The organism is Sphingobium sp. DEHP117 (genome assembly GCF_030867385.1).
Classification (GTDB): Bacteria; Pseudomonadota; Alphaproteobacteria; order Sphingomonadales; family Sphingomonadaceae; genus Sphingobium.
On record NZ_JAPFBJ010000002.1, the window covers coordinates 160,250 to 179,032 of the forward strand.

Consider the following 18,783-nt stretch of genomic DNA (forward strand, 5'->3'; position numbering starts at 1 on the left):
GTTAATGGGGCGACGCTGGACGATTGGAGACTGACGTCAGGAGCGCTCCGCGCGGAAGCGTGGCAGCGCATCCTCGAGATACGCTCGCCATTCAGCCACACCTTGATGCTTGACGGGCCCGTAGCCTCGCACACGCCAGACCGATCCGGCGATCTCCTGTGCCAGCGGAAGATTTGCCTGTGTGAGCTCGCCGGCCAGGCTTGCAATGAGGCCCTCATAGTCTCCAATCAGCGCGCGCTCCATCCGTCTTTCGGCGGTGTAACCGAACAGATCGAACGGGGTACCGCGCAGCATCTTGCCGTGACGCAGTGCTCGAAAAACGGGGACAATCCATCGACCCAGACGGATTTTTCTGGGACGGCCGGTCTTGGGGTCCTTCCCTAACGGGAGGAGCGGGGGCGCCAGGTTGAACTGGAGGACGTAGTCGCCCTCAAACGCATCCTCGACGGACGCTTTGAATTCAGGAGATGTATACAGCCGAGCAACTTCATATTCGTCCTTGTACGCCATCAGCCTTGCAAGCTGGTCGGCACAGGTGACGAGAAAATTCTCGTAACCTTTGATGCCGCGGCTTGCGGCGATCCCTTCGATGGCGGCAATCGTCGCAGCATAGCGATTTGCCCAGGCGTCATTCTGGTACTTCCGCAAGAAGGCACGGCGGCTCTCCAGCATTTCACCCAGGGTCGCCGGTCGATGCGCGGACTCCTCGCCTATCCCGGCAAGGCGCAGCAGTACGCCCGGGTCAACTGCGGCAAGGCGGCCTAGCTGAAGGGCGCGGATGTTCTGTTTCACGGAAACGCCGTTCATAATCAGCGCCTCTTCGATCGCGTTCACACCGAGCGGCAGCAAACCTTTCTGCAAGGCATAGCCCACCATGAGGAAATTGGTGAAGATCGCATCGCCCATAAGCCGCGTCGCAAGCTCGCCCGCGCGCAGGCTGTCGGTTCGGTCGGGCGACACGCGCTTTGCCAGCGCCGAGAGGAAGCGGGAGGCAGATAAATCCAGAGCCTGGTTGGTCTGGAATTCGCCAGTCGGCACGACATCCTCGTTACAGATCAGCCGGGTGCTCTCACCGGCGCCGCGCATCACATCGGGCGCGGTGGCGACGACGAGATCGCAGGCGATGATCAGGTCGGCCTCACCCGTGCCCACCCGTGCGCTGGGTATTTGATCTATATGTTCGGCAATACGCAGATGACTGACGACTGCGCCCCCCTTTTGCGCCATCCCGGTCATGTCGAGCAGCTTTGCAGCCTTCCCCTCGATATGCGCCGCCATTGCCAGCACTGCACCGACTGTGAGCACCCCCGTCCCCCCGATCCCTGTGACGAGCACGTCATATCCGCCATTCACCGGGGATGGTTCGGGCGCGGGCAAACCGGATATGCGCGCGTCCAACATGGAGACATCGGCCTCTCGCCTCGCCGGCCTTCCTCCGATGACGGTCACGAAACTCGGGCAGAAACCCTTGATGCAGCTAAAGTCCTTGTTGCAGGTTGACTGGTTGATGCGGCGCTTGCGACCGAACTCGGTTTCGACGGGCTCTACACTGAGACAATTGGACTGCTGCGAACAGTCTCCGCACCCTTCGCATACGGCCTGATTGATAAACAGACGTTCGGCGGGGTCAGGATAGCGACCGCGCTTGCGCCTGCGGCGCTTTTCGTTGGCGCAGGTGCTGTCATAGACGATGGCTGAAGTTCCCGCGACCTGGCGCAACTCACGCTGGACCTGATCGAGGTAATCTCGATGCAGCAGACGCACTCCGGCGGGCAGATCGGCCACCGAAAAGCGCGACGGGTCCTCGCTGATCAATACCACCGGATCGACACCTTCGGCGACCAGCTCGTGCACGATCTGGACAGGGGAAAGCCCGCCCTCCATCGGTTGACCGCCGGTCATGGCAACCGCGTCATTATAGAGGATCTTGTATGTCACCCGGCTTTTTGCCGCGACGGCCGCCCGGATCGTCAAAAGCCCGGAATGGGTATATGTCCCGTCGCCGAGGTTCTGGAAATAATGCGGGGTATCCACATAGGTCTGAGCCGCGACCCATGGCATCCCCTCGCTGCCCATTCCGACCGTTGCCATCGTGTTCCGGCTCGGCATGAAATGCGCCAGGCCGTGACAGCCGGTTGCCCCCATCGCGGCGCTCCCGTCCGGAACGACCGTGGAAAGGTTGTGCGGGCAACCCGAACAGAAATAGGCCGGCCGGACCGCCTCGGCCACCAATCCTTCCGCTCGGGCATCCGAAGCGGCAAGGCTGTCCGCTCGGCAGCGCAGTTCTTCGTCCACGCGGTCCAAGTCAGCCAGCCGCCTCACGAGAGCCCGCCTTACTGCGGCAGCGTCGAGAACATTGTCCGCCCTGATCAGCGCCGCACCGGCCGGGTCGCATTTGCCGGAGAGCAAAGGCGCATTAGCCAGGCCATATAGCAGCCGAGCCACCTGATCCTCAACGAAGCCGCGCTTTTCCTCGACAACCAGCACTTCACGCGCGCCGGCGCAACTCGCACGGAGGAACTGCGGTTCGACCGGCCAGGTCAACGCCAGCTTCACGACCCTGATGCCGAGCTTCTCGCAGCGCTCCTGCGTCAGCCCCAGATCGCTGAGCGCCTGGGCGGTATCGAGCCAGCTTTTTCCAGCCGTCACGATGGTCAGATTGTTGTCACGCCCTCCGTGGGTGATGCGGTCGAGCGCGTTGCTTCTTACGAACGCTTGCGCAGCCGGGAGGCGGTGATCAACGGTGAGCGCCTCCTGTTCAAGCGGTCCTCGCCCCTGAACCAGTGACAAAGGAGGTCCGTCTCGATCGGGCAGTGCTATGGCAAAATTGGCTGCAGGCAGGGCGACGGTCTGCGTCAGGTCCAGCGTGTCGGTGATGGTCTTGAAACCGGAATACAGCCCGCTGTAGCGCGACATCGCCCAGCCGAACTGCCCATAGCTGAGCAATTCTTCGCTGGTGGCGGGGTACAATGTGGGGATCAGCGCGGCCGCAAGATTCTGGTCTGACTGATGTGCGCTGGCAGAACTCTTGGCACCATGATCATCACCGGCAAGGAGCAGGACACCGCCTTTCGCAGCCGTCCCTTCCAGATTGCCGAGCTTGAGCGCTTCATGCGCGCGGTCGACGCCGATGCCTTTTGCATACCATAGCGCGAACACGCCTTCGACCCGCGCCTTGCCGAACCAATTAACCTGCTGGGTACCACGGAGGCTGGTGGCGGCCAGTTCCTCGTTCAGCCCCGGCTCGAAGCGTATATCATGTTCGTCCAGCAGGTGAGCCGCAGACCAAAGCTGTGCGTCAAGCGTCGTCACCGGCGACCCGCGATAGCCGGTGACATATCCGGCCGTGCGCAAGCCCGCCGCCGCATCACGCTTAGCCTGATCGATCAACAGCCGCACAACGGCCTGGAGCGCGCCAATCAGCACCTCCCCATCCGTTTGCGTGTATTTATCGTCGAGGGTCTGAACCGATTTTGTCATCTCGACACAGATAGAGGGGCTTCCAACTTACGCGATGGCCTGGCGCGCGTTTGCCGTTGTCTGCGACAGCATCGGCCCTTCGAACGCACAGCGCCCCTCAGCCTGACGTCAGTTCTTCATGCGGGCAGCTTTATCCGCCTCACGCGAAGCCGCGCGGCATTCGCTGGCATTCACGCCAAAGACACGTTTGAACATCCGGCTGAAATGCGCGGGGCTCTTGAAGCCTACGCCATATGCGATTTCGTGCACGGCGACCTCGCGCGCTTCCGTTTGCATCAACCAATTCCGCGCATGTTCCAGGCGGCGTCTCCAGATGAACTCCGTACAGGTGGAGCCCGTCGTCCGGAGCAGGGAGGAGACGTAGCGTGGGCTCAAATTGCATCCCTCGCTCACCATAGCGGTGCTCAGATTGGGGTCGCACAGATGAACTTCTATAAAGCGCAGCACCTGATCTAGCCTTTGCTCGGCGATTGTCTGGCGTGCAGGCACTTCTGACTGAAGACGGCGGCCGACATGACCTATAACTTCGATTGCGGCCTCTACCAGAATCAGCCGAGATTTGAATGAGACATCGTGGTCATTTTCAAACACATCCGTGAGTATATTTCGCGCAATCGAAACCTCGGTCCACGATGAGTCGATAAACAGGCTTGACGAAATTTCCCGTACCACATGGTCCCTCAGCAAGTGGGTTGGCACGGTGACGTGCAGGACTTCACTCGTCGCTCCTCCCGCGTGGTCCTCAGTTCTAATTTCAACAAGAAACGGGTTTGTGGAACGCGTGATCAGCGCCTCACCCGGTCCTACTTCCTGCCGGCCGAGGTGGTTTGAAAAGCACAGGACACCCTTACGCACGAACCACAGTATCGAAAGATCGGTGGCGTCTTCGCGAATATGCCTTTGCTGTCGCCGGAAATGCTGAACGGTCGCAGCTCGAGTGACGATGATCGCATAGGGACCGATCTCACTTTTTTGCGCTCGGACGGTCATTTGACGAGCATCGTCTATCCAAAAATCGCCGCTGTAATATTCCTGATCACGGTCGCCGCGGAACAGCCTTTGGCAATCCTGATAATTGCGTCGATCCAGCGCGAACAGCGTTTCTGGCATCACCCTCTCCGAAATGCTGGGCCAGATTATTACATTATTGACCGACAACTTACTAGGACAATCTGCACCCCCTTCTGCCGGGCGACACCTTGATCAACGGCACTCCGGACCTGCCACGTGGCGCCCTATCAGCGTGCGACGCAGACCCGGATGCTATCCACCACGTCAATTTTCTGTCTTGTTGGATCAATATCGTGCGACCTCCTCGCCTTATTATCGACGAATACCAAAAAGTTTCTGGAGAGTGGCGACATGAGCGAACTGAAGATCAGCAAACTGAAGGAGGATCTGCCCTTTGGAGCGCGTGTCGACGGCGTGGGCTGGAACAACATAAATGATACCGCAGTTCGCGCCCAACTCAATGGACTGTTCGAGGAACACGGACTCCTCGTTTTTGAAAACATGGAGCCAAGCTCGAAAATGCAGGTTGCCCTGAGCGAGGTGTTCGGGTCGCTCAAGGATCATCCGACCAAATCGACCCCGCGTGACGGCGATGTGGGCGATGCGCATCCCGGCGTCATCGACATGCATTCGCTTCCAAACGAAGATCCCAATAACGTGGACGGGCTGGTGGAAATCGACGGGAAGAGGCTCGCGAGATTTTCCCCATGGCATTTCGACCACTGTTATAATGATGAACTCAACCGCGCAGGCGTTCTGCGCGCTGCCATCAACGCGCCCGAGGGCGGGCGGACCGGCTTCGCCGACGGTATCGATCTTTACAAGAGGTTTCCGGCCGCCTTGCGCGACAAGCTGGAAAAACTGAACATCATCTACACGCTCGATATCCGGCTGACCAAAATGCGGTTCGGCGTCAACTTCAAGGCATTGGGCGACGTCCCCCAAGCGAGAGCGATGCTGCACGAAGTAGCGATGTTCCCACGGGCGATGCATCCGGCCATTTGGACCCGGGCATCCGGCGAGAAAGTCCTTCACATAGGCCCTTGGATGTCCGAGGGCATTGAACATCATGAAGACCCGGCTGGTGAGGCATTCTTCGAAGAAGTTTGCCAGACAATCAATGAACTCTGCACGGGGAATGCGGTCTATTGGCACGATTGGCGCCCCACCGACATGCTGATCTGGGACAACTGGCGCCTGCTGCATGCCGTGGAAGGGTGCGATCCCAAATATGAACGGCGCACGTTGCGGACGACGATAAAGGGTGATTACGGCCTCGGATATTTCGAGGACGGAAAGAAGATCGGGGAAGTGATGCGGAACGTCGTATAGGGCGACTGTGGGGAGCCGCACGACAGAGCCAGGGCTATGTGACTGATACAGGCGTCGGCATGCCTTCGGACTGAAATGATAGGCTTGCGGGCCCATTTCGCAGCTGCCGCAGTTGACCTCAACCAACCGGCGTGGCTATCGGAGCATTGCCTGAATGGACCTTCACGCCTAGGCTGGCGCACATTACTGTATCGGGGTTTGAGGAATAGATGGCGTGACGGCCGGCGACACGAGCAACGGACCATCTTCCCGGATCACGATCCATCCTGTTACGGGAATGGGTGAAGTGCGCGCAGGCGATGATCTTCCGCACCTCATCGCCACGGCGATCCGCCAGAGCGGCGATACGATCATGCCCGGCGACGCTCTGATCGTGACGCAGAAGATCGTCTCCAAGTCGGAAGGGCGCTGGGCCAGCCTGGCCGATGTCGCGCCGACGGCGGAGGCCATCAGCCTCGCCGAGCAGGTGCGCAAGGAGCCCCGCCTTGTCGAGATGGTGCTGCGGGAGTCGACAGCGGTCGTGCGTGCGGCCCCTCATGTGCTGATTACGCGGCACCGCTGCGGCTTCGTCATGGCCAATGCGGGTATCGACCAATCCAACCTCGGCGGCAGCGATCCCGACCGCATCCTCCTTCTCCCCCTCGACCCCGACCAGAGCGCACGCGCCTTGCGAACAGGGATCACTGCGCTGACCGGCGTTGCGCCCGCCGTCGTCATCACCGACAGCTTTGGTCGCCCCTGGCGGCATGGCGTCGTTCCGGTCGCCATTGGCGCCGCCGGGCTGCCCTCGCTGATCGACCGGCGCGGCGAGCCGGATCGAGACGGGCGAACGCTGGCGGTGACCCAAGTTGCCCTTGCCGATCTTGTTGCCGCGGCCGCCGGCCTCGTCACCGGAGAAGGTGCCGAGGGCATTCCTGCCGCACTCATACGCGGTCTTTCCCTTCCCCAGGGTGACAACCCTGCGGTGGCACTTGTACGTCCGCTTGAAGAGGATCTGTTCCGGTGAACGGGCCGATCGTCATCCTGAGCGGCGGCGTAGGCGGCGCGAAGTTCGTGGAAGGCATGTACCATCTTGCAGAGCGTCCGCCCCTCGTGGCCATCGTCAACACCGGCGATGATTTCACGCATCTGGGCCTCCATATCTCGCCCGATATCGACAGCGTCCTCTATGCACTGGCAGGCCTGTCCGACAGGGATCGCGGGTGGGGGAGGCAGGACGAAAGCTGGCAGTGCATGGGCGCGCTCAGGGAGCTGGGCGGCCCCGCCTGGTTCCAGCTTGGCGATCGTGATCTTGCGACGCATATTCTGCGGACAGACCGTCTGCGCGCCGGGCATAGCTTGTCCGACACAACGGCACATTTGACGCAAGCCTGGGGGATCGACGCGCGCGTCCTGCCCATGTCCGATGACCCTGTCGCCACCATAGTGACCACGGACGAAGGCCGCCTGCCTTTCCAGCGCTATTTCGTCGAGCGGCAATGCGCGCCCCGTCTACTGGGTGTCGAGTTCGAGGGCGCTGCAAAGGCGCGTCCGGCTCCGGGTGCGGTCGAAGCCATAGCCGAGGCGTCCGCCATATTCATTGCCCCGTCCAACCCGTTCCTGAGCGTCGATCCGATCCTCGCCGTCCCCGGTATTGCCGATGCCCTGCGCGAAAGCCCTGCGGGAAAGGTGGCCGTCTCTCCCCTTATCGGCGGACGGTCGATCAAGGGCCCGACATCGAAGATCATGGCGGAACTGGACCTGCCCGAGTCCAATGCGGCGATCATCGCCCACTATCGCGGGATGATAGACGGCCTGGTGGTCGATGTTTCCGATGAATTGCCCGCTGACATGCCCGCCAGCCATACAAGCACGCTCATGCGCGATCTGGAAGACAAGCGCCGCGTCGCCCGCTGCGCGCTCGCGCTGGCCGGGCAACTCGCGCGATGACCGGATGGCACGCCATTGTCCCCCTGAAATCGCCGACGCGGCGCAAGACCCGGCTTGGCCTGCCCGAGGACGACCGTATTGCCCTCACCGAGCGGATGGCAGCGCACGTGCTCCAAACGGTGCGCGAAACGCCCGGGATCGTCGAGATCGGCCTCCTGTCGCCAGAAAGCCGTGCAGGGACGGTCTGGCTGCCTGACCAGGGCCGGGGCCTCAACGCCGAACTGGGCGAAGCACGCCGGCGATGGCTGCATCGCGCCGTCCTCATTATTCACGCAGACCTGCCGCATCTTTGCACCAATGATGTAAGCCAGCTCATGAACGCGGCGACGGACGGCGCGGTCGCCATCGCGCCGGATCGGCACGGCACGGGCACCAACGCGCTCGCCCTTCCCCCCGGCATCGAGATGGCACTTGCCTTCGGGCCCGGCAGCTTCGAGGCCCATCGCACCGCCGCAGCCTGTGCGCGGATCGTCCAGACGCCCGGACTGTCTCACGACCTCGACACGCCGGACGACATGGCCGCGTGGAGCGCATTGCAACAAGGAGCCTTTGTTAAATGACAAAGAACCTTTCGGGACCTGTTCGGGCAAAGATATTCGCTCAGAGCTGGAGCAGTGCGGAACATCCGGGTAGCGACGGACGAAATTGAAGTGGCGCAATGCGGCCGATCGCGGCCAATCACAAAGGAAGATTTGACATGCTGAAAAGCGTCTATCCGCTTTACCTGAACAATGAGGCCGCGCAGCCCAACAGCGATCTCGCGGTCACGGACAAGTTCACCGGCGAAGTCGCTTTCCGCACAGCACTGGCGACCCCCGATGTTATCGACGAAGCCATCGCGGGTGCCGCCCGCGCCGCACCGGCGATGGCGAAGCTTGCGAGCTTCGAGCGGCAGTCCGTGCTCGACCATTGCGTGAGGCGTTTCCGCGAGCGGTTCGATGAGCTTGCCTATGCTTTGTGCGTCGAGGCAGGCAAGCCGATCAATGATGCGGAGGGTGAGGTCACGCGCCTGATCGACACATTCCGCATCGCCAGCGAAGAAGCGACGCGCAACTATGGTGAGGTCCAGCCACTGGACATCTCGGCGCGCGCCAAGGGGTATATGGGTATGTGGAAGCGCGTGCCGATCGGCCCGTGCAGCTTCATCAGCCCCTTCAATTTTCCGTTGAACCTCGCCGCCCACAAAATCGCGCCCGCGATCGCAATGGGGTGCCCCTTCGTGATGAAGCCCGCCAGCCTGACGCCGCTCGGTGCAATCATCATGGGCGAGGTGCTGTCCGAGTGCGACGTGCTCCCCAAGGGAGCGTTCTCGATACTTCCCGCCAGCCGCGATGGCGCGGACCTGTTCACGACCGACGACAGGCTGAAATTACTCTCCTTCACCGGCAGCCCGGAAGTGGGCTGGGACCTGAAGGCGAAGAGCGGCAAGAAGAAGGTCGTGCTTGAACTAGGCGGCAATGCTGCGGTGATCGTCGACCACGACGCCGATCTAAACCACGCGCTCGAACGCATCATCTTCGGCGCCTTCTATCAGTCGGGCCAGTCATGCATCGGCGTACAGCGCATCATAATTCATGAGGACATATACGATCGGTTCCGGACCATGCTCGTCGAAAGGACGAAAACGCTGGTGGCGGGCGATCCCAAGGACCGCAAGACATTCATCGGTCCCATGATTTCCGAGAAGGAAGCCAGGCGGCTCGAAGGATGGATCCAGTCTGCCCGTGAGGCCGGAGGCAAGCTGCTCGTCGGCGGACAGCGCAACGGCGCCATGCTGGAAGCCACGCTGATGGAGGACGTGCCGGCCGGGTGCGACGCCGTACGCGAAGAAGCCTTCGGACCGCTGGCGATCCTCTCGAAGTTCAGCGACTGGAACGCAGCGCTGAGCGAAGTGAACGATAGCAAATTCGGCCTTCAGGCAGGCCTGTTCACCCGAGACATCCACAAAGTGCTCAACGCCTGGGACGATCTCGATGTCGGCGGCATCGTCGTCAATGACGTTTCATCCTACAGGGTCGACAACATGCCCTATGGGGGCGTCAAGGATTCCGGTCTCGGCCGTGAAGGTATACGCTTTGCGATGGAGGATATGAGCGAAATCCGCAACATGGTCATTCGGCGCGGCTGAGAGCGACCGGCCTGCAGATAGACGTTCAATCCGTCTCGCCTTTTTGGCGCATCGACGGTCCTAGAGCGCGCTGCGTTAAATCTGAATCGGTCAGCGCGCTGCAAGTTTTTTTATCGCATCGTTTTGGCGCAAAACCGGTTCCCACCCTTCGACAAGCTCAGGACAGGCTTTTGCGCACGATGCTCTAGTGGCTTTCCCACGATGCCAACATGGCTTCCGCATCCAGTGTCGGCCTGATGGCCGAAGGTGTTCGGGAAAAGCGCGGGGCCGGTGCCGCGTGGTGGACCCCGTCCCTCTCCACATAGGTCTCGCGCGCGCGCAGGTGGGGGTGAGAAAATGATTGCTCGAGCGTCAATACCGGTGCGACGCACGCGTCCGAGCCGTTAAACAGTTCGGTCCAATAGGCCTGGGTTTCGGCAAGAAAAGCCTGCTGCAAGGCGGCCGTCAGCATCGGCCATTGGCTCCTATCGTCCTGGCAGTTGCCAAGCGCCTGCAGACCCAGCTTCTCCAGCATTTCGTTGAAGAACTTCGGTTCCAGCGAACCGACCGCCATTTCCCTGCCGTCCTTGCAAAGATAGGAACGATAGAAGGGGGCGCAGCCGGCGAGAATGTTTGTCTCGCGCTCGACAGATATGCTTCCGGACGGGATCAACCCGGCGAACATGGTCATGAGCGACGCCACGCCATCGATTATCGCCGCATCCACCACCTGCCCCAGTCCGGATTTCTCGCGCTCGAAGAGAGCGGCGACAATGCCCAGCGCAAGAAACATCGAGCCACCGCCAAAGTCTCCGACAAGATTGAGCGGGACGGTGGCAGGTTCGCTGGGCTTGCCGATCGCCGCAAGTGCACCCGTCAGCCCGATATAGTTGATGTCATGGCCGGCCGTCTGGGCAAGTGGTCCATCCTGTCCCCAGCCCGTCATCCGACCGTAGACCAGGCGCGGATTCCGCTCGAGCATTTGCGCAGGGCCGAGGCCAAGTCTTTCCATCACCCCGGGCCGGAACCCTTCGATAACGACGTCAGCCTTCGCCGCGACGTCGAGGCAAAAGGCGCGACCGGCTTCAGACCGGATATCCACCGTTTTTGTCGCGCGGCCACGGTCCGCGACCGGATTGGCCCAGCCATTCCCCCCCTCCCGGTCAATCCGCAATACGTCTGCCCCCATATCGGACAGCAGCATGGCACAATGAGGACCGGGCCCGATGCTGACAAACTCGATCACGCGAACACCCGCGAGCGGACCGGTCGCTGACGTCTCAACCCGCGCAGTCGTCATGACATGCCTCCCTCATCTACACCGCGATCATCGCGTTCATCCGGTTCCGGATGATCGATTGCGCATCTTCGACTATCCGGTCCACCAAGGTCTGGCAGGTTGGGATGTCATGGATCAGCCCCTGGCTCTGGCCCGCCCAGACCAGTCCGGCATCAAGATTGCCCGTTTCCAGCGCCTCGCGGCCGAGGGCGCCGCCCACAAGCGGGCGGATATCCTCGAATTCGGCATCAGGCCTGGCCGAAATTTCCACGACACGATCGGAGACGCTGTTCTTGGCCACCCGCCCGGTATTATGAAAGCGCCGGAAAATCAGGTTTGTGGCGCGCTCGTCATTGGCGACGATAAACTGCTTTACGGCATCGTGTATCGGAGCCTCCTTCGTCGCGCAGAAGCGTGTTCCCATATTGATGCCTTCAGCGCCGAGCGCAAGCGCCGCCGCCAGGCCACGTCCGTCGGCAAAGCCTCCGCTCGCGATCATCGGGATGGAGATCTTGTCGGCCGTCGCCGGGATCAGCACCAGCCCCGGGATATCGTCTTCTCCCGGATGACCGGCGCATTCGAAGCCGTCAATCGAGATGACGTCGACGCCCATTTTTTCGGCGGAAACCGCATGCCGCACGGCAGTGCACTTGTGGATCACGGTGATGTCGTGGCCCTTGAAGTCATCGACATGCTCCTTCGGTTTGTACCCTGCGGTCTCGACTATCTTTACACCGCTTTCGATGATGGCCTTGCGATACTCCGCATATGGCGGCGGGGTGACGGAGGGAAGAATGGTCAGGTTAACCCCGAACGGCTTGTCCGTCATGGCCCGGCACCGATCGATCTCGCGCCGGAGATCGTCGGGCGTCGACTGGGTCAGCGCAGTCAAAATCCCAAGACCACCCGCGTTGGACACGGCCGACGCCAGCTCGGCGCGACCGACCCACATCATGCCGCCCTGAACGATCGGGTGCTCAATTCCGACCAGTTCGGTGAATCGCGTTCGCAATGCCATTAAAGTGCCTCCATGATCGTCACATCGGCAACACCGCCACCCTCGCACATCGTCTGCAGACCATAACGCTTGCCTCGCACACAGAGCACGTTGGGGACCTCTGCTCCCATGTCTGCGGGATGCCATTGCGCGAATTGCCCCTTGCGCTTGGTACCCGGTGTCCGCACGGCATCCATTATATAGGCCTCGGCCATTCTTAGACTCCTCTGAAATCGGGTGTACGTCTGGCGAGGATGGCGGCTAGGCCCTCGCGGAATTCCGCCGATGCGCCTGCGGTGCTGATCGCCCGCACTTCCCGCTCAAGCTGCGTTTCAAAGCCGCTCGAATAACCCTCCTGCAAAAGCGCCCGCGTCGCTCCGACCGCGCAGACCGCGGCCGCGGCAAGCCGTGACGCGGTTTGGCGCCCTTCCTCGTACAGAACCTCGTCATCCACGGTGCGCGTGATCATTCCGATCGCTTCGGCTTCGTCGGCGTTTATGCGGCGGTTCGTAAATATGATCTCCTGCGCCTTGCGGAGCCCTATGAGCCGGGGCAACAGCCAGCTCAGGCCGCCATCCGGCGTCAAACCCAGCGCCCCATAGGCGGCGGTGAAGTGCGCAGAGCGCGCCGCCAGTACAACGTCACCTGCGATTGCGAGGCCGCAGCCGGCTCCGGCAGCAGGGCCGTTGACGAGAACAAGCATTGGCTTGGGCATCCGCGCAAACCGCGCCAGCGCCATATGCAACGTCCCCGCGAGTTCGCTGAGCAGCGCCGGAGCCTGATCGCCTGCGGAGGCAAACGTGCCGACATCGCCACCTGCGCAGAACAGCCGGCCCGCTCCCGTGAGAACGACACACCGAATGGCCGTATCGGTTTGGCAACGGATCGAGGCTTCGACCAAGGCGCGAGCCATGGCCAGGTCGATAGCGTTTCCCGCTGCGGGGCGGTTCAACGTCAGCCAGGCTATCCCTTCGGCCACCTCGGTGATCAGCGGCTCCTCCGCGCACTGCGCCGAAGAGGCCGGACCGCTCATTTCGGCGCCATCCGGATAGCGCCGTCGAGACGGATTGTCTCGCCGTTCAGCATTGGATTGGCGATGATGCTTTCGACCAGTTGCGCATATTCTTCTGGCGCACCCAGTCTGCTCGGGAACGGAACCTGACTGCCCAGCGAGTTCTGCGCCTCCTGGGGAAGGCTCTCGAGAAGCGGGGTCAGGAACAGGCCAGGCGCAATCGTCATCACGCGGATGCCGTAGCGCGCAAATTCGCGCGCAATCGGCAATGTCATGCCAACCACGCCACCTTTTGACGCCGCATAAGCGGCCTGGCCGATCTGCCCTTCGTAGGCAGCGACCGAAGCCGTATTGATGATGACGCCCCGCTCCTCGCCGATCGGATCTGCCATGGACAGACGCGCCGCAAACTTTGACAGGACGTTGAAGGTACCAATCAAATTGATCGTTACAATTTTGGAGAATTCGCCGAGCGGAAGCGCGGCGCCGTCGCGACCGATCACCTTGGCCGGAGGGCCGATCCCGGCGCAGTTGACGAGGATCCGCGCCTTGCCGTGCAGCCCCTCAGCCTCCTGAAGAGCGGATTCAACAGCGTTTTCGTCAGTAACGTTTACCGCAACGAAGTGCCCCCCGATCTCTTTTGCGAGCGGGGTAGCCAGATTCGCGTTCAAATCGAAGATCGTGACTTTCGCACCGGCGGCGGCAAGGCGCTTTGCCGTTGCACCGCCCAGACCGGATGCGCCCCCGGTAACGATTGCTGCTACACCTTCAATGTTCATTCTCAGTCCTCTATCAGAGCATTTCAAACGCCATGGCGGTAGCTTCGCCGCCGCCGATGCACAGGCTGGCCACGCCCCGTTTCAGCCCGCGCCGTTCAAGCGCAGCGAGCAGGGTTGCGACGATCCGCGCGCCCGATGCCCCGATCGGGTGGCCCAGCGCCGTCGCACCGCCATTCACGTTGAGCTTGTCGTCGGGGATCTGAAGATCGGTCGCCGCGATCATGGCGACAGCGGCGAATGCCTCGTTTACCTCGAAGAGGTCCACATCGCTAACCGACCAGCCGATTTGCGCGAGCAGCTTTTCGATGGCGGCTACCGGGGCCGTTGTGAACAGCGAGGGCGCATGCGCATGAGCCGAACAGCCGATCACCCGCGCAATAGGCGTCGCGCCAAGACGATTGGCAATGCCCTGACGCGTAAGAACAAGGGCGGCGGCGCCATCGGAAATGGATGCCGAACTGGCCGCCGTTATCGTTCCGTCAACAGCGAAAGCGGGCTTCAGATTTGGTATCTTGTCCGGCTTGGCCAGTCCGGGCTGCTCATCCGTATCAACTATTATAGAGCCGTCGCGCGCGCTGACTTCTACCGGCGCGATCTCGCTGGAGAAAGCACCAGAGGAAATGGCCTCGCGCGCCCGCTCCAGCGAACGAATGGCAAAGGCATCCTGCATCGCGCGGGTGAACTGATAGGCGTTCGCCGAATCCTGCGCGAAGGCGCCCATGGGCTTGCCCGGTGTGTATGCGTCTTCCAGGCCATCCATCATCATGGTGTCAATAATGCGATCATGGCCGATCCTCGCGCCGCCGCGATGTTTGCCGAGCGCGTAGGGCGCATTCGTCATACTTTCCATGCCGCCGGCAACAACGACGTCAGCGGCTCCTGCCTGCAGAGCTTCGACTGCCATGATCGCCGCCTGCATGCCGGAACCGCACATCTTGTTAATTGTGGTCGCCTGCACGCTTTCTGGGAGGCCCGCACCAAGCGCCGCCTGCCGCGCGGGCGCTTGACCCAACCCTGCTGGGAGAACGCAGCCCATGTAGATGCGATCGATGCTCGACCCGGCTACGCCCGCTCTCTCGACCGCAGCCCGGATCGCGACCGATCCAAGCTCAGTCGCCTTCACGGAAGACAGCGCGCCCTGAAACGCGCCCATTGGCGTGCGGGCGTAGCTTGCTATGACAATGGGATCACCAACCATGTTCAGTCCTCACAAAGAGCGTGCGATCACCATCCGCTGGATGTCGGACGTGCCTTCGTAAATCTGGCAGACCCGAACATCGCGGTAGATTTTCGCGACGCCAAATTCTTCTAGATAGCCGTATCCCCCCAGTGTCTGAATAGCGCCAGACACGACGATTTCGGCCGTCTCCGATGCGAAGAGCTTCGCCATCGATGCCTGCGCCAGTGCGGGCAGCCCCTCGTCCCGCAACGCCGCGGCCGAAAGGACGAGCTGCCGGGCCGCTTCAAGCCGGGTCGCCAGATCAGCGAGCCGAAAGCCGACCGCCTGATGATCGATGATGGGTTTGCCCATGGACACGCGCTCTTTCGCATACTGGGTCGCAATATCGAGTGCAGCTTGCGCCATCCCCACGCATTGCGCCGCGATACCGAGACGGCCGGTTTCCAGATTGGAAAGCGCAATCCGATAGCCCTGGCCGACCTGCCCGAGAACCAGCTCATCCTCGACAAACAGATTTTCAAACCGCAACGCGCAGGTGTCGGAGGCGACCTGGCCAAGCTTGTGCTCAACCTTGTCGACGATATAGCCGGGCCGATCGGTCGGCACGAGGAACGCGCTCATTCCCTTCTTGCCGGCTGAAGCATCGGTTACGGCAATCACCATGGCCAGTCCGGCTATCTTGCCCGAGGTGATGAACTGCTTGGCTCCATCGAGCCTCCAGCCGCCGTCGACCTTCGTTGCCCTGGTCCTGATCGCCGACGCGTCCGAGCCAGCATCCGTCTCGGTGAGTGCGAAAGCGCCGATGCACCGTCCCGAAATCAGTTCAGGCAGGAAGAGAGCCTTCTGCTCCGCTGTCCCATCCCTGAGCAGCCCGGACACCATGATAGAGTTCTGAATGGAAACGATCGTAGACAGCGCGCCATCAGCCGCCGCAATTTCGATGAGAGCCAGCGCGTAGGAAACATAATCGCTGGCCGCCCCGCCATATTCCTCCGGCGCCACCATTCCCAGCAGCCCAAGAGCGGCGATACGCTCGAACAGGCCGTCGTCATAACCGCCCTGCTGTTCGAAATGCGACGACAGGGGGCGAATTTCCTCCTGCGCGAATTCGCGAACGGCGTCGCGTATGGCGACCTGCGTCTCCGACAGAATCACGAAACCTCCAAATATTGTACGAACTGAGGACTACGTTGCATAATGCACAGTTTCTTGCAGCTTGACATGACCGCACCAAGATCACGCAAGGCCGAGCGCGTCTTTGGCGGCGACATAGCCCCATAGCAGCGACGGCCCGACACTGGCGCCTGCGCCGGGATACTTGCGACCCATTACAGATGCGGTGGATATGCCGGTGGCATACAGACCGGGGATGGCGGTGCCATCCTCCTTGAGCACGCGGGCGCGAACGTCCGTGACGACGCCTCCATACGTACCAACATCCCCCGGATAAACCCGGAAAGCATAGAAAGGCGCGCGTTCTATCTTTCCTAGCGTCGGTGTGGGGCTGTTGAACGGATCGCCAATGAAGCGATCATATGACCTTTCCCCTCGATGGAAATCTTCGTCGACTTTGCGGTCCACAAAACCATTGAAGCGTTCTACCGTGTTTCGAAGAGTGGTTGCCTCCATCCCTAGCCTCCTGGCCATCTCGTCGAGATCGTCTGCCTTGACCAGGAACCCCTCATCGAACCACCGTTTCGGCTTTCGCGCACCGGGCAGCGTCTCTGCCAGCATGTATCTGGTGATCGCGTTCGTGTCGAAAAGCGCCCAGCTCGGTACGGCAGGGACAGTCCTGTTACGCTCAAGCATGTGCTGGCAATATTCCATATAGGAGCCGGATTCGTTCATGTAGCGGACGCCGCTCTGGTCGATCACGATCACATGGGGAAGGCCAGTGAAGAGATGGACGCCCGGCTTGATATCATGTTCACCGATCCCCGGAACCATCGCCGTCTGCGAACCGACCATTTCATCCATCTGGGCGACGGCTGCGCCATGGCGCATCATCTCCTCAATCATTTCGCCCGTGTCGCCCGGACAGGTGCTTGTCCATTCGACGGAAGTACCGGGCTGATATTTATCCCTCATCCGCTGATTTCTGGAGAAACCGCCCGCATTCACGAGCACGCCGAGGCGGCCCGCAATCCGCCAGGGGATGCCGCCACGCGTTATGACCACGCCCTTCACCGCGTCGTCCTGCACGATCAGTTCCGTAACCGCCGCATCGGTCCGAATGTCAGTCCCCGCTTTCAACGAAGCCTGCAACATTCGACCCTGAAGAGCTTCTCCGGCCGTTACCCATTGCTTGCCCGTCAGTTTCGCAGTGAACATCTTCCAGCCAACTTTGGCGGCCATCCGTTTCAGGCGCCAGGACTGCTTCACATGTTGAAGCGCAAAGGCATCCTCGACCAAGACGGCCATCGGTATCCAGCCCGGCCGCAGCTTCTTGCGCCATGGACCCAATTCATTGACGTTGAATAGCTGGGCGACCACGGTACGACCTACAGCAAGCCCGCCAGACAACTCATCATAATAGTCCGGCCAGTATCTTGCTGCCTGCAGCTTGACACCTTGACCGACCAGAAAATCGACCAGCTGCGGCGACTGCTCGATATAGCCGTGCCGCCGCTCGCGCGAGGCTCCGGGTGTATCGTTATGATCACCGACTACAGCGTCGAAATAGAGCTTGGCCTTCTCGTCGCTTTCATCGATGCCAGCCTGCTTCATGAACCGGTTGTTCGGCAGCCACATTGCGCCCCCGGAGCGCGCGGTCGTGCCGCCGATGAGATCGGTCTTCTCCAGAATTACGACGCTCTTGCCCTGAGAGCGCATCATCAGCGCGGCCGCCATCGAGCCGGCTCCGCTGCCGACGACCACGAAATCGAACGTTTCGTCGAAGGCTTCCATCTCCCTGATTTCCCCTCATGGAAGGTTCTCGCACGCTGTCAGATCCAAGCGACAAGAAGGGGTTTGCACGCCTTTTCGCGAATGCCGCCTGAGCACAGCAATAATTGTCGGCTTCCGGACGCTTTAGAGCGCGCTGCGTTAATCTGACGCAAGACGCGCGCGCTCTCTTTGTTGTCGCATCGCTTTTGCCAAAAGCCGGTTCCCACCCTTCGCCAAGCTCAGGACAGGCCTTTTTGGCACGATGCTCCGGTTGGAAATATCACCCAATTGCAGATCAGGCCGCCTGCATCGAAAAGATTATATTTCGGGCAAGATGCGTATCGCAGAACTCGTTAAGCTCGATGATCTTGTCACCGGAGAAGACAATTCGCCACGCATAGACGTTTCTATAGGCTCTGCCCGTTACCGTCTGGCCGTCCGATTTTCCGAAAATAACCACTTCATCGCCCTCAGCAACTACGGACGTGAACACGAAGTGCATGCCATCTACGGTGACTGAGCGGATCAGGGGCACACCACCTGCCAAAAATTCCGGAGCCGCCATGCGGTTGGGGATATCCCCCCCGCTCTCGAAAATGGGTGTCTGGTCCATAAACTGGACATGGAAGTCATCTGAAATATGCGACCGGACGAATTCGGCATCACCGGCATCCAGCGCCAACATAAAAGCTTTGGCTGTCTCTTTCCGTGTCTCAATATCCACTTACTCGCTCCGTCTGTTTCTCGTTCGTCGCGCACTCGCCGGGGCGAATGGAAACCATCCGAACGAC

Annotated in this window: 15 protein-coding genes and 1 pseudogene; 5 read left to right on the top strand and 11 right to left on the bottom strand. The window is 60.9% G+C overall.

Annotated features, from left to right (window positions below; translation table 11 throughout):
• Window positions 1-36 precede the first annotated feature (36 nt).
• On the bottom strand, window positions 37-3,480 hold the full coding sequence (locus OOT33_RS07830) for an indolepyruvate ferredoxin oxidoreductase family protein (RefSeq protein ID WP_307749452.1): 3,444 nt from the start codon (window positions 3,478-3,480) through the stop codon (window positions 37-39).
• 108 nt (window positions 3,481-3,588) lie between these two features.
• Window positions 3,589-4,590, bottom strand: a complete 1,002-nt coding sequence (locus tag OOT33_RS07835; RefSeq protein ID WP_307749454.1) for a helix-turn-helix domain-containing protein — start codon at window positions 4,588-4,590, stop codon at window positions 3,589-3,591.
• Between the two features lie 252 nt (window positions 4,591-4,842).
• Here OOT33_RS07835 and OOT33_RS07840 point away from each other — a divergent pair, with 252 nt between their 5' ends.
• The 5 genes from OOT33_RS07840 to OOT33_RS07860 all read left to right on the top strand — a co-directional run bounded on the left by OOT33_RS07840 (window position 4,843) and on the right by OOT33_RS07860 (window position 9,880).
• The gene (locus tag OOT33_RS07840) at window positions 4,843-5,823 is read left to right on the top strand and encodes a TauD/TfdA family dioxygenase (protein WP_307749455.1); all 981 of its coding nucleotides are present in this window, start codon (window positions 4,843-4,845) and stop codon (window positions 5,821-5,823) included.
• Window positions 5,824-6,037: 214 nt separating this feature from the next.
• Window positions 6,038-6,829 carry a coenzyme F420-0:L-glutamate ligase gene (cofE, locus tag OOT33_RS07845; RefSeq protein ID WP_307749456.1) on the top strand — a complete coding sequence of 264 codons (792 nt, stop codon included), beginning with the start codon at window positions 6,038-6,040 and terminating at the stop codon, window positions 6,827-6,829.
• Window positions 6,826-7,752 carry a 2-phospho-L-lactate transferase gene (gene cofD / locus OOT33_RS07850; RefSeq protein ID WP_307749457.1) on the top strand — a complete coding sequence of 309 codons (927 nt, stop codon included), beginning with the start codon at window positions 6,826-6,828 and terminating at the stop codon, window positions 7,750-7,752. The genes cofE and cofD overlap by 4 nt, the downstream gene beginning before the upstream one ends.
• Window positions 7,749-8,312: a 2-phospho-L-lactate guanylyltransferase gene (gene cofC, locus OOT33_RS07855; RefSeq protein WP_307749458.1), complete on the top strand. Its 564-nt coding sequence runs from the start codon at window positions 7,749-7,751 to the stop codon at window positions 8,310-8,312. Before cofD ends, cofC begins: the two co-directional genes overlap by 4 nt.
• Window positions 8,313-8,449: 137 nt before the next feature.
• The gene (locus OOT33_RS07860) at window positions 8,450-9,880 is read left to right on the top strand and encodes an aldehyde dehydrogenase family protein (RefSeq protein WP_307749459.1); all 1,431 of its coding nucleotides are present in this window, start codon (window positions 8,450-8,452) and stop codon (window positions 9,878-9,880) included.
• 184 nt (window positions 9,881-10,064) lie between these two features.
• Here the strand turns inward: OOT33_RS07860 and OOT33_RS07865 are convergent, their stop codons facing one another.
• From OOT33_RS07865 to OOT33_RS07905, 9 genes and pseudogenes are all read right to left on the bottom strand, one after another.
• Window positions 10,065-11,159, bottom strand: coding sequence for a CoA transferase (locus tag OOT33_RS07865; RefSeq protein ID WP_307749461.1), 1,095 nt, complete (start codon window positions 11,157-11,159; stop codon window positions 10,065-10,067).
• Between the two features lie 16 nt (window positions 11,160-11,175).
• Window positions 11,176-12,156 carry a nitronate monooxygenase gene (locus tag OOT33_RS07870; protein WP_307749462.1) on the bottom strand — a complete coding sequence of 327 codons (981 nt, stop codon included), beginning with the start codon at window positions 12,154-12,156 and terminating at the stop codon, window positions 11,176-11,178.
• Window positions 12,156-12,248, bottom strand: a pseudogene (locus tag OOT33_RS07875) (beta-ketothiolase); the annotation flags it as partial. The pseudogene OOT33_RS07875 and the gene OOT33_RS07870, both read right to left, overlap by 1 nt.
• Window positions 12,249-12,352: 104 nt before the next feature.
• Window positions 12,353-13,168, bottom strand: coding sequence for an enoyl-CoA hydratase-related protein (locus OOT33_RS07880; RefSeq protein ID WP_307749463.1), 816 nt, complete (start codon window positions 13,166-13,168; stop codon window positions 12,353-12,355).
• The gene (locus OOT33_RS07885) at window positions 13,165-13,926 is read right to left on the bottom strand and encodes an SDR family NAD(P)-dependent oxidoreductase (protein ID WP_307749464.1); all 762 of its coding nucleotides are present in this window, start codon (window positions 13,924-13,926) and stop codon (window positions 13,165-13,167) included. The genes OOT33_RS07880 and OOT33_RS07885 overlap by 4 nt, the downstream gene beginning before the upstream one ends.
• Before the next feature lie 13 nt (window positions 13,927-13,939).
• Window positions 13,940-15,124 carry an acetyl-CoA C-acyltransferase gene (locus OOT33_RS07890; RefSeq protein WP_307749466.1) on the bottom strand — a complete coding sequence of 395 codons (1,185 nt, stop codon included), beginning with the start codon at window positions 15,122-15,124 and terminating at the stop codon, window positions 13,940-13,942.
• Between the two features lie 9 nt (window positions 15,125-15,133).
• A complete protein-coding gene (locus OOT33_RS07895) occupies window positions 15,134-16,258 on the bottom strand; it encodes an acyl-CoA dehydrogenase family protein (protein ID WP_307750335.1) in 1,125 nt (374 codons plus the stop codon).
• Between the two features lie 84 nt (window positions 16,259-16,342).
• Window positions 16,343-18,013, bottom strand: coding sequence for an FAD-dependent oxidoreductase (locus OOT33_RS07900; RefSeq protein ID WP_307749468.1), 1,671 nt, complete (start codon window positions 18,011-18,013; stop codon window positions 16,343-16,345).
• Between the two features lie 274 nt (window positions 18,014-18,287).
• On the bottom strand, window positions 18,288-18,716 hold the full coding sequence (locus OOT33_RS07905) for a nuclear transport factor 2 family protein (RefSeq protein ID WP_307749470.1): 429 nt from the start codon (window positions 18,714-18,716) through the stop codon (window positions 18,288-18,290).
• Window positions 18,717-18,783: the final 67 nt, after the last annotated feature.

Coding starts and splice junctions, on each gene's coding strand:
- OOT33_RS07830 (WP_307749452.1), bottom strand. CDS start 3,480: ATGACAAAATCGGTTCAGACCCTCGACGATAAATACACGCAAACGGAT.
- OOT33_RS07835 (WP_307749454.1), bottom strand. CDS start 4,590: ATGCCAGAAACGCTGTTCGCGCTGGATCGACGCAATTATCAGGATTGC.
- OOT33_RS07840 (WP_307749455.1), top strand. CDS start 4,843: ATGAGCGAACTGAAGATCAGCAAACTGAAGGAGGATCTGCCCTTTGGA.
- cofC (WP_307749458.1), top strand. CDS start 7,749: ATGACCGGATGGCACGCCATTGTCCCCCTGAAATCGCCGACGCGGCGC.
- OOT33_RS07860 (WP_307749459.1), top strand. CDS start 8,450: ATGCTGAAAAGCGTCTATCCGCTTTACCTGAACAATGAGGCCGCGCAG.
- OOT33_RS07865 (WP_307749461.1), bottom strand. CDS start 11,159: ATGACGACTGCGCGGGTTGAGACGTCAGCGACCGGTCCGCTCGCGGGT.
- OOT33_RS07870 (WP_307749462.1), bottom strand. CDS start 12,156: ATGGCATTGCGAACGCGATTCACCGAACTGGTCGGAATTGAGCACCCG.
- OOT33_RS07880 (WP_307749463.1), bottom strand. CDS start 13,168: ATGAGCGGTCCGGCCTCTTCGGCGCAGTGCGCGGAGGAGCCGCTGATC.
- OOT33_RS07885 (WP_307749464.1), bottom strand. CDS start 13,926: ATGAACATTGAAGGTGTAGCAGCAATCGTTACCGGGGGCGCATCCGGT.
- OOT33_RS07890 (WP_307749466.1), bottom strand. CDS start 15,124: ATGGTTGGTGATCCCATTGTCATAGCAAGCTACGCCCGCACGCCAATG.
- OOT33_RS07900 (WP_307749468.1), bottom strand. CDS start 18,013: ATGGAAGCCTTCGACGAAACGTTCGATTTCGTGGTCGTCGGCAGCGGA.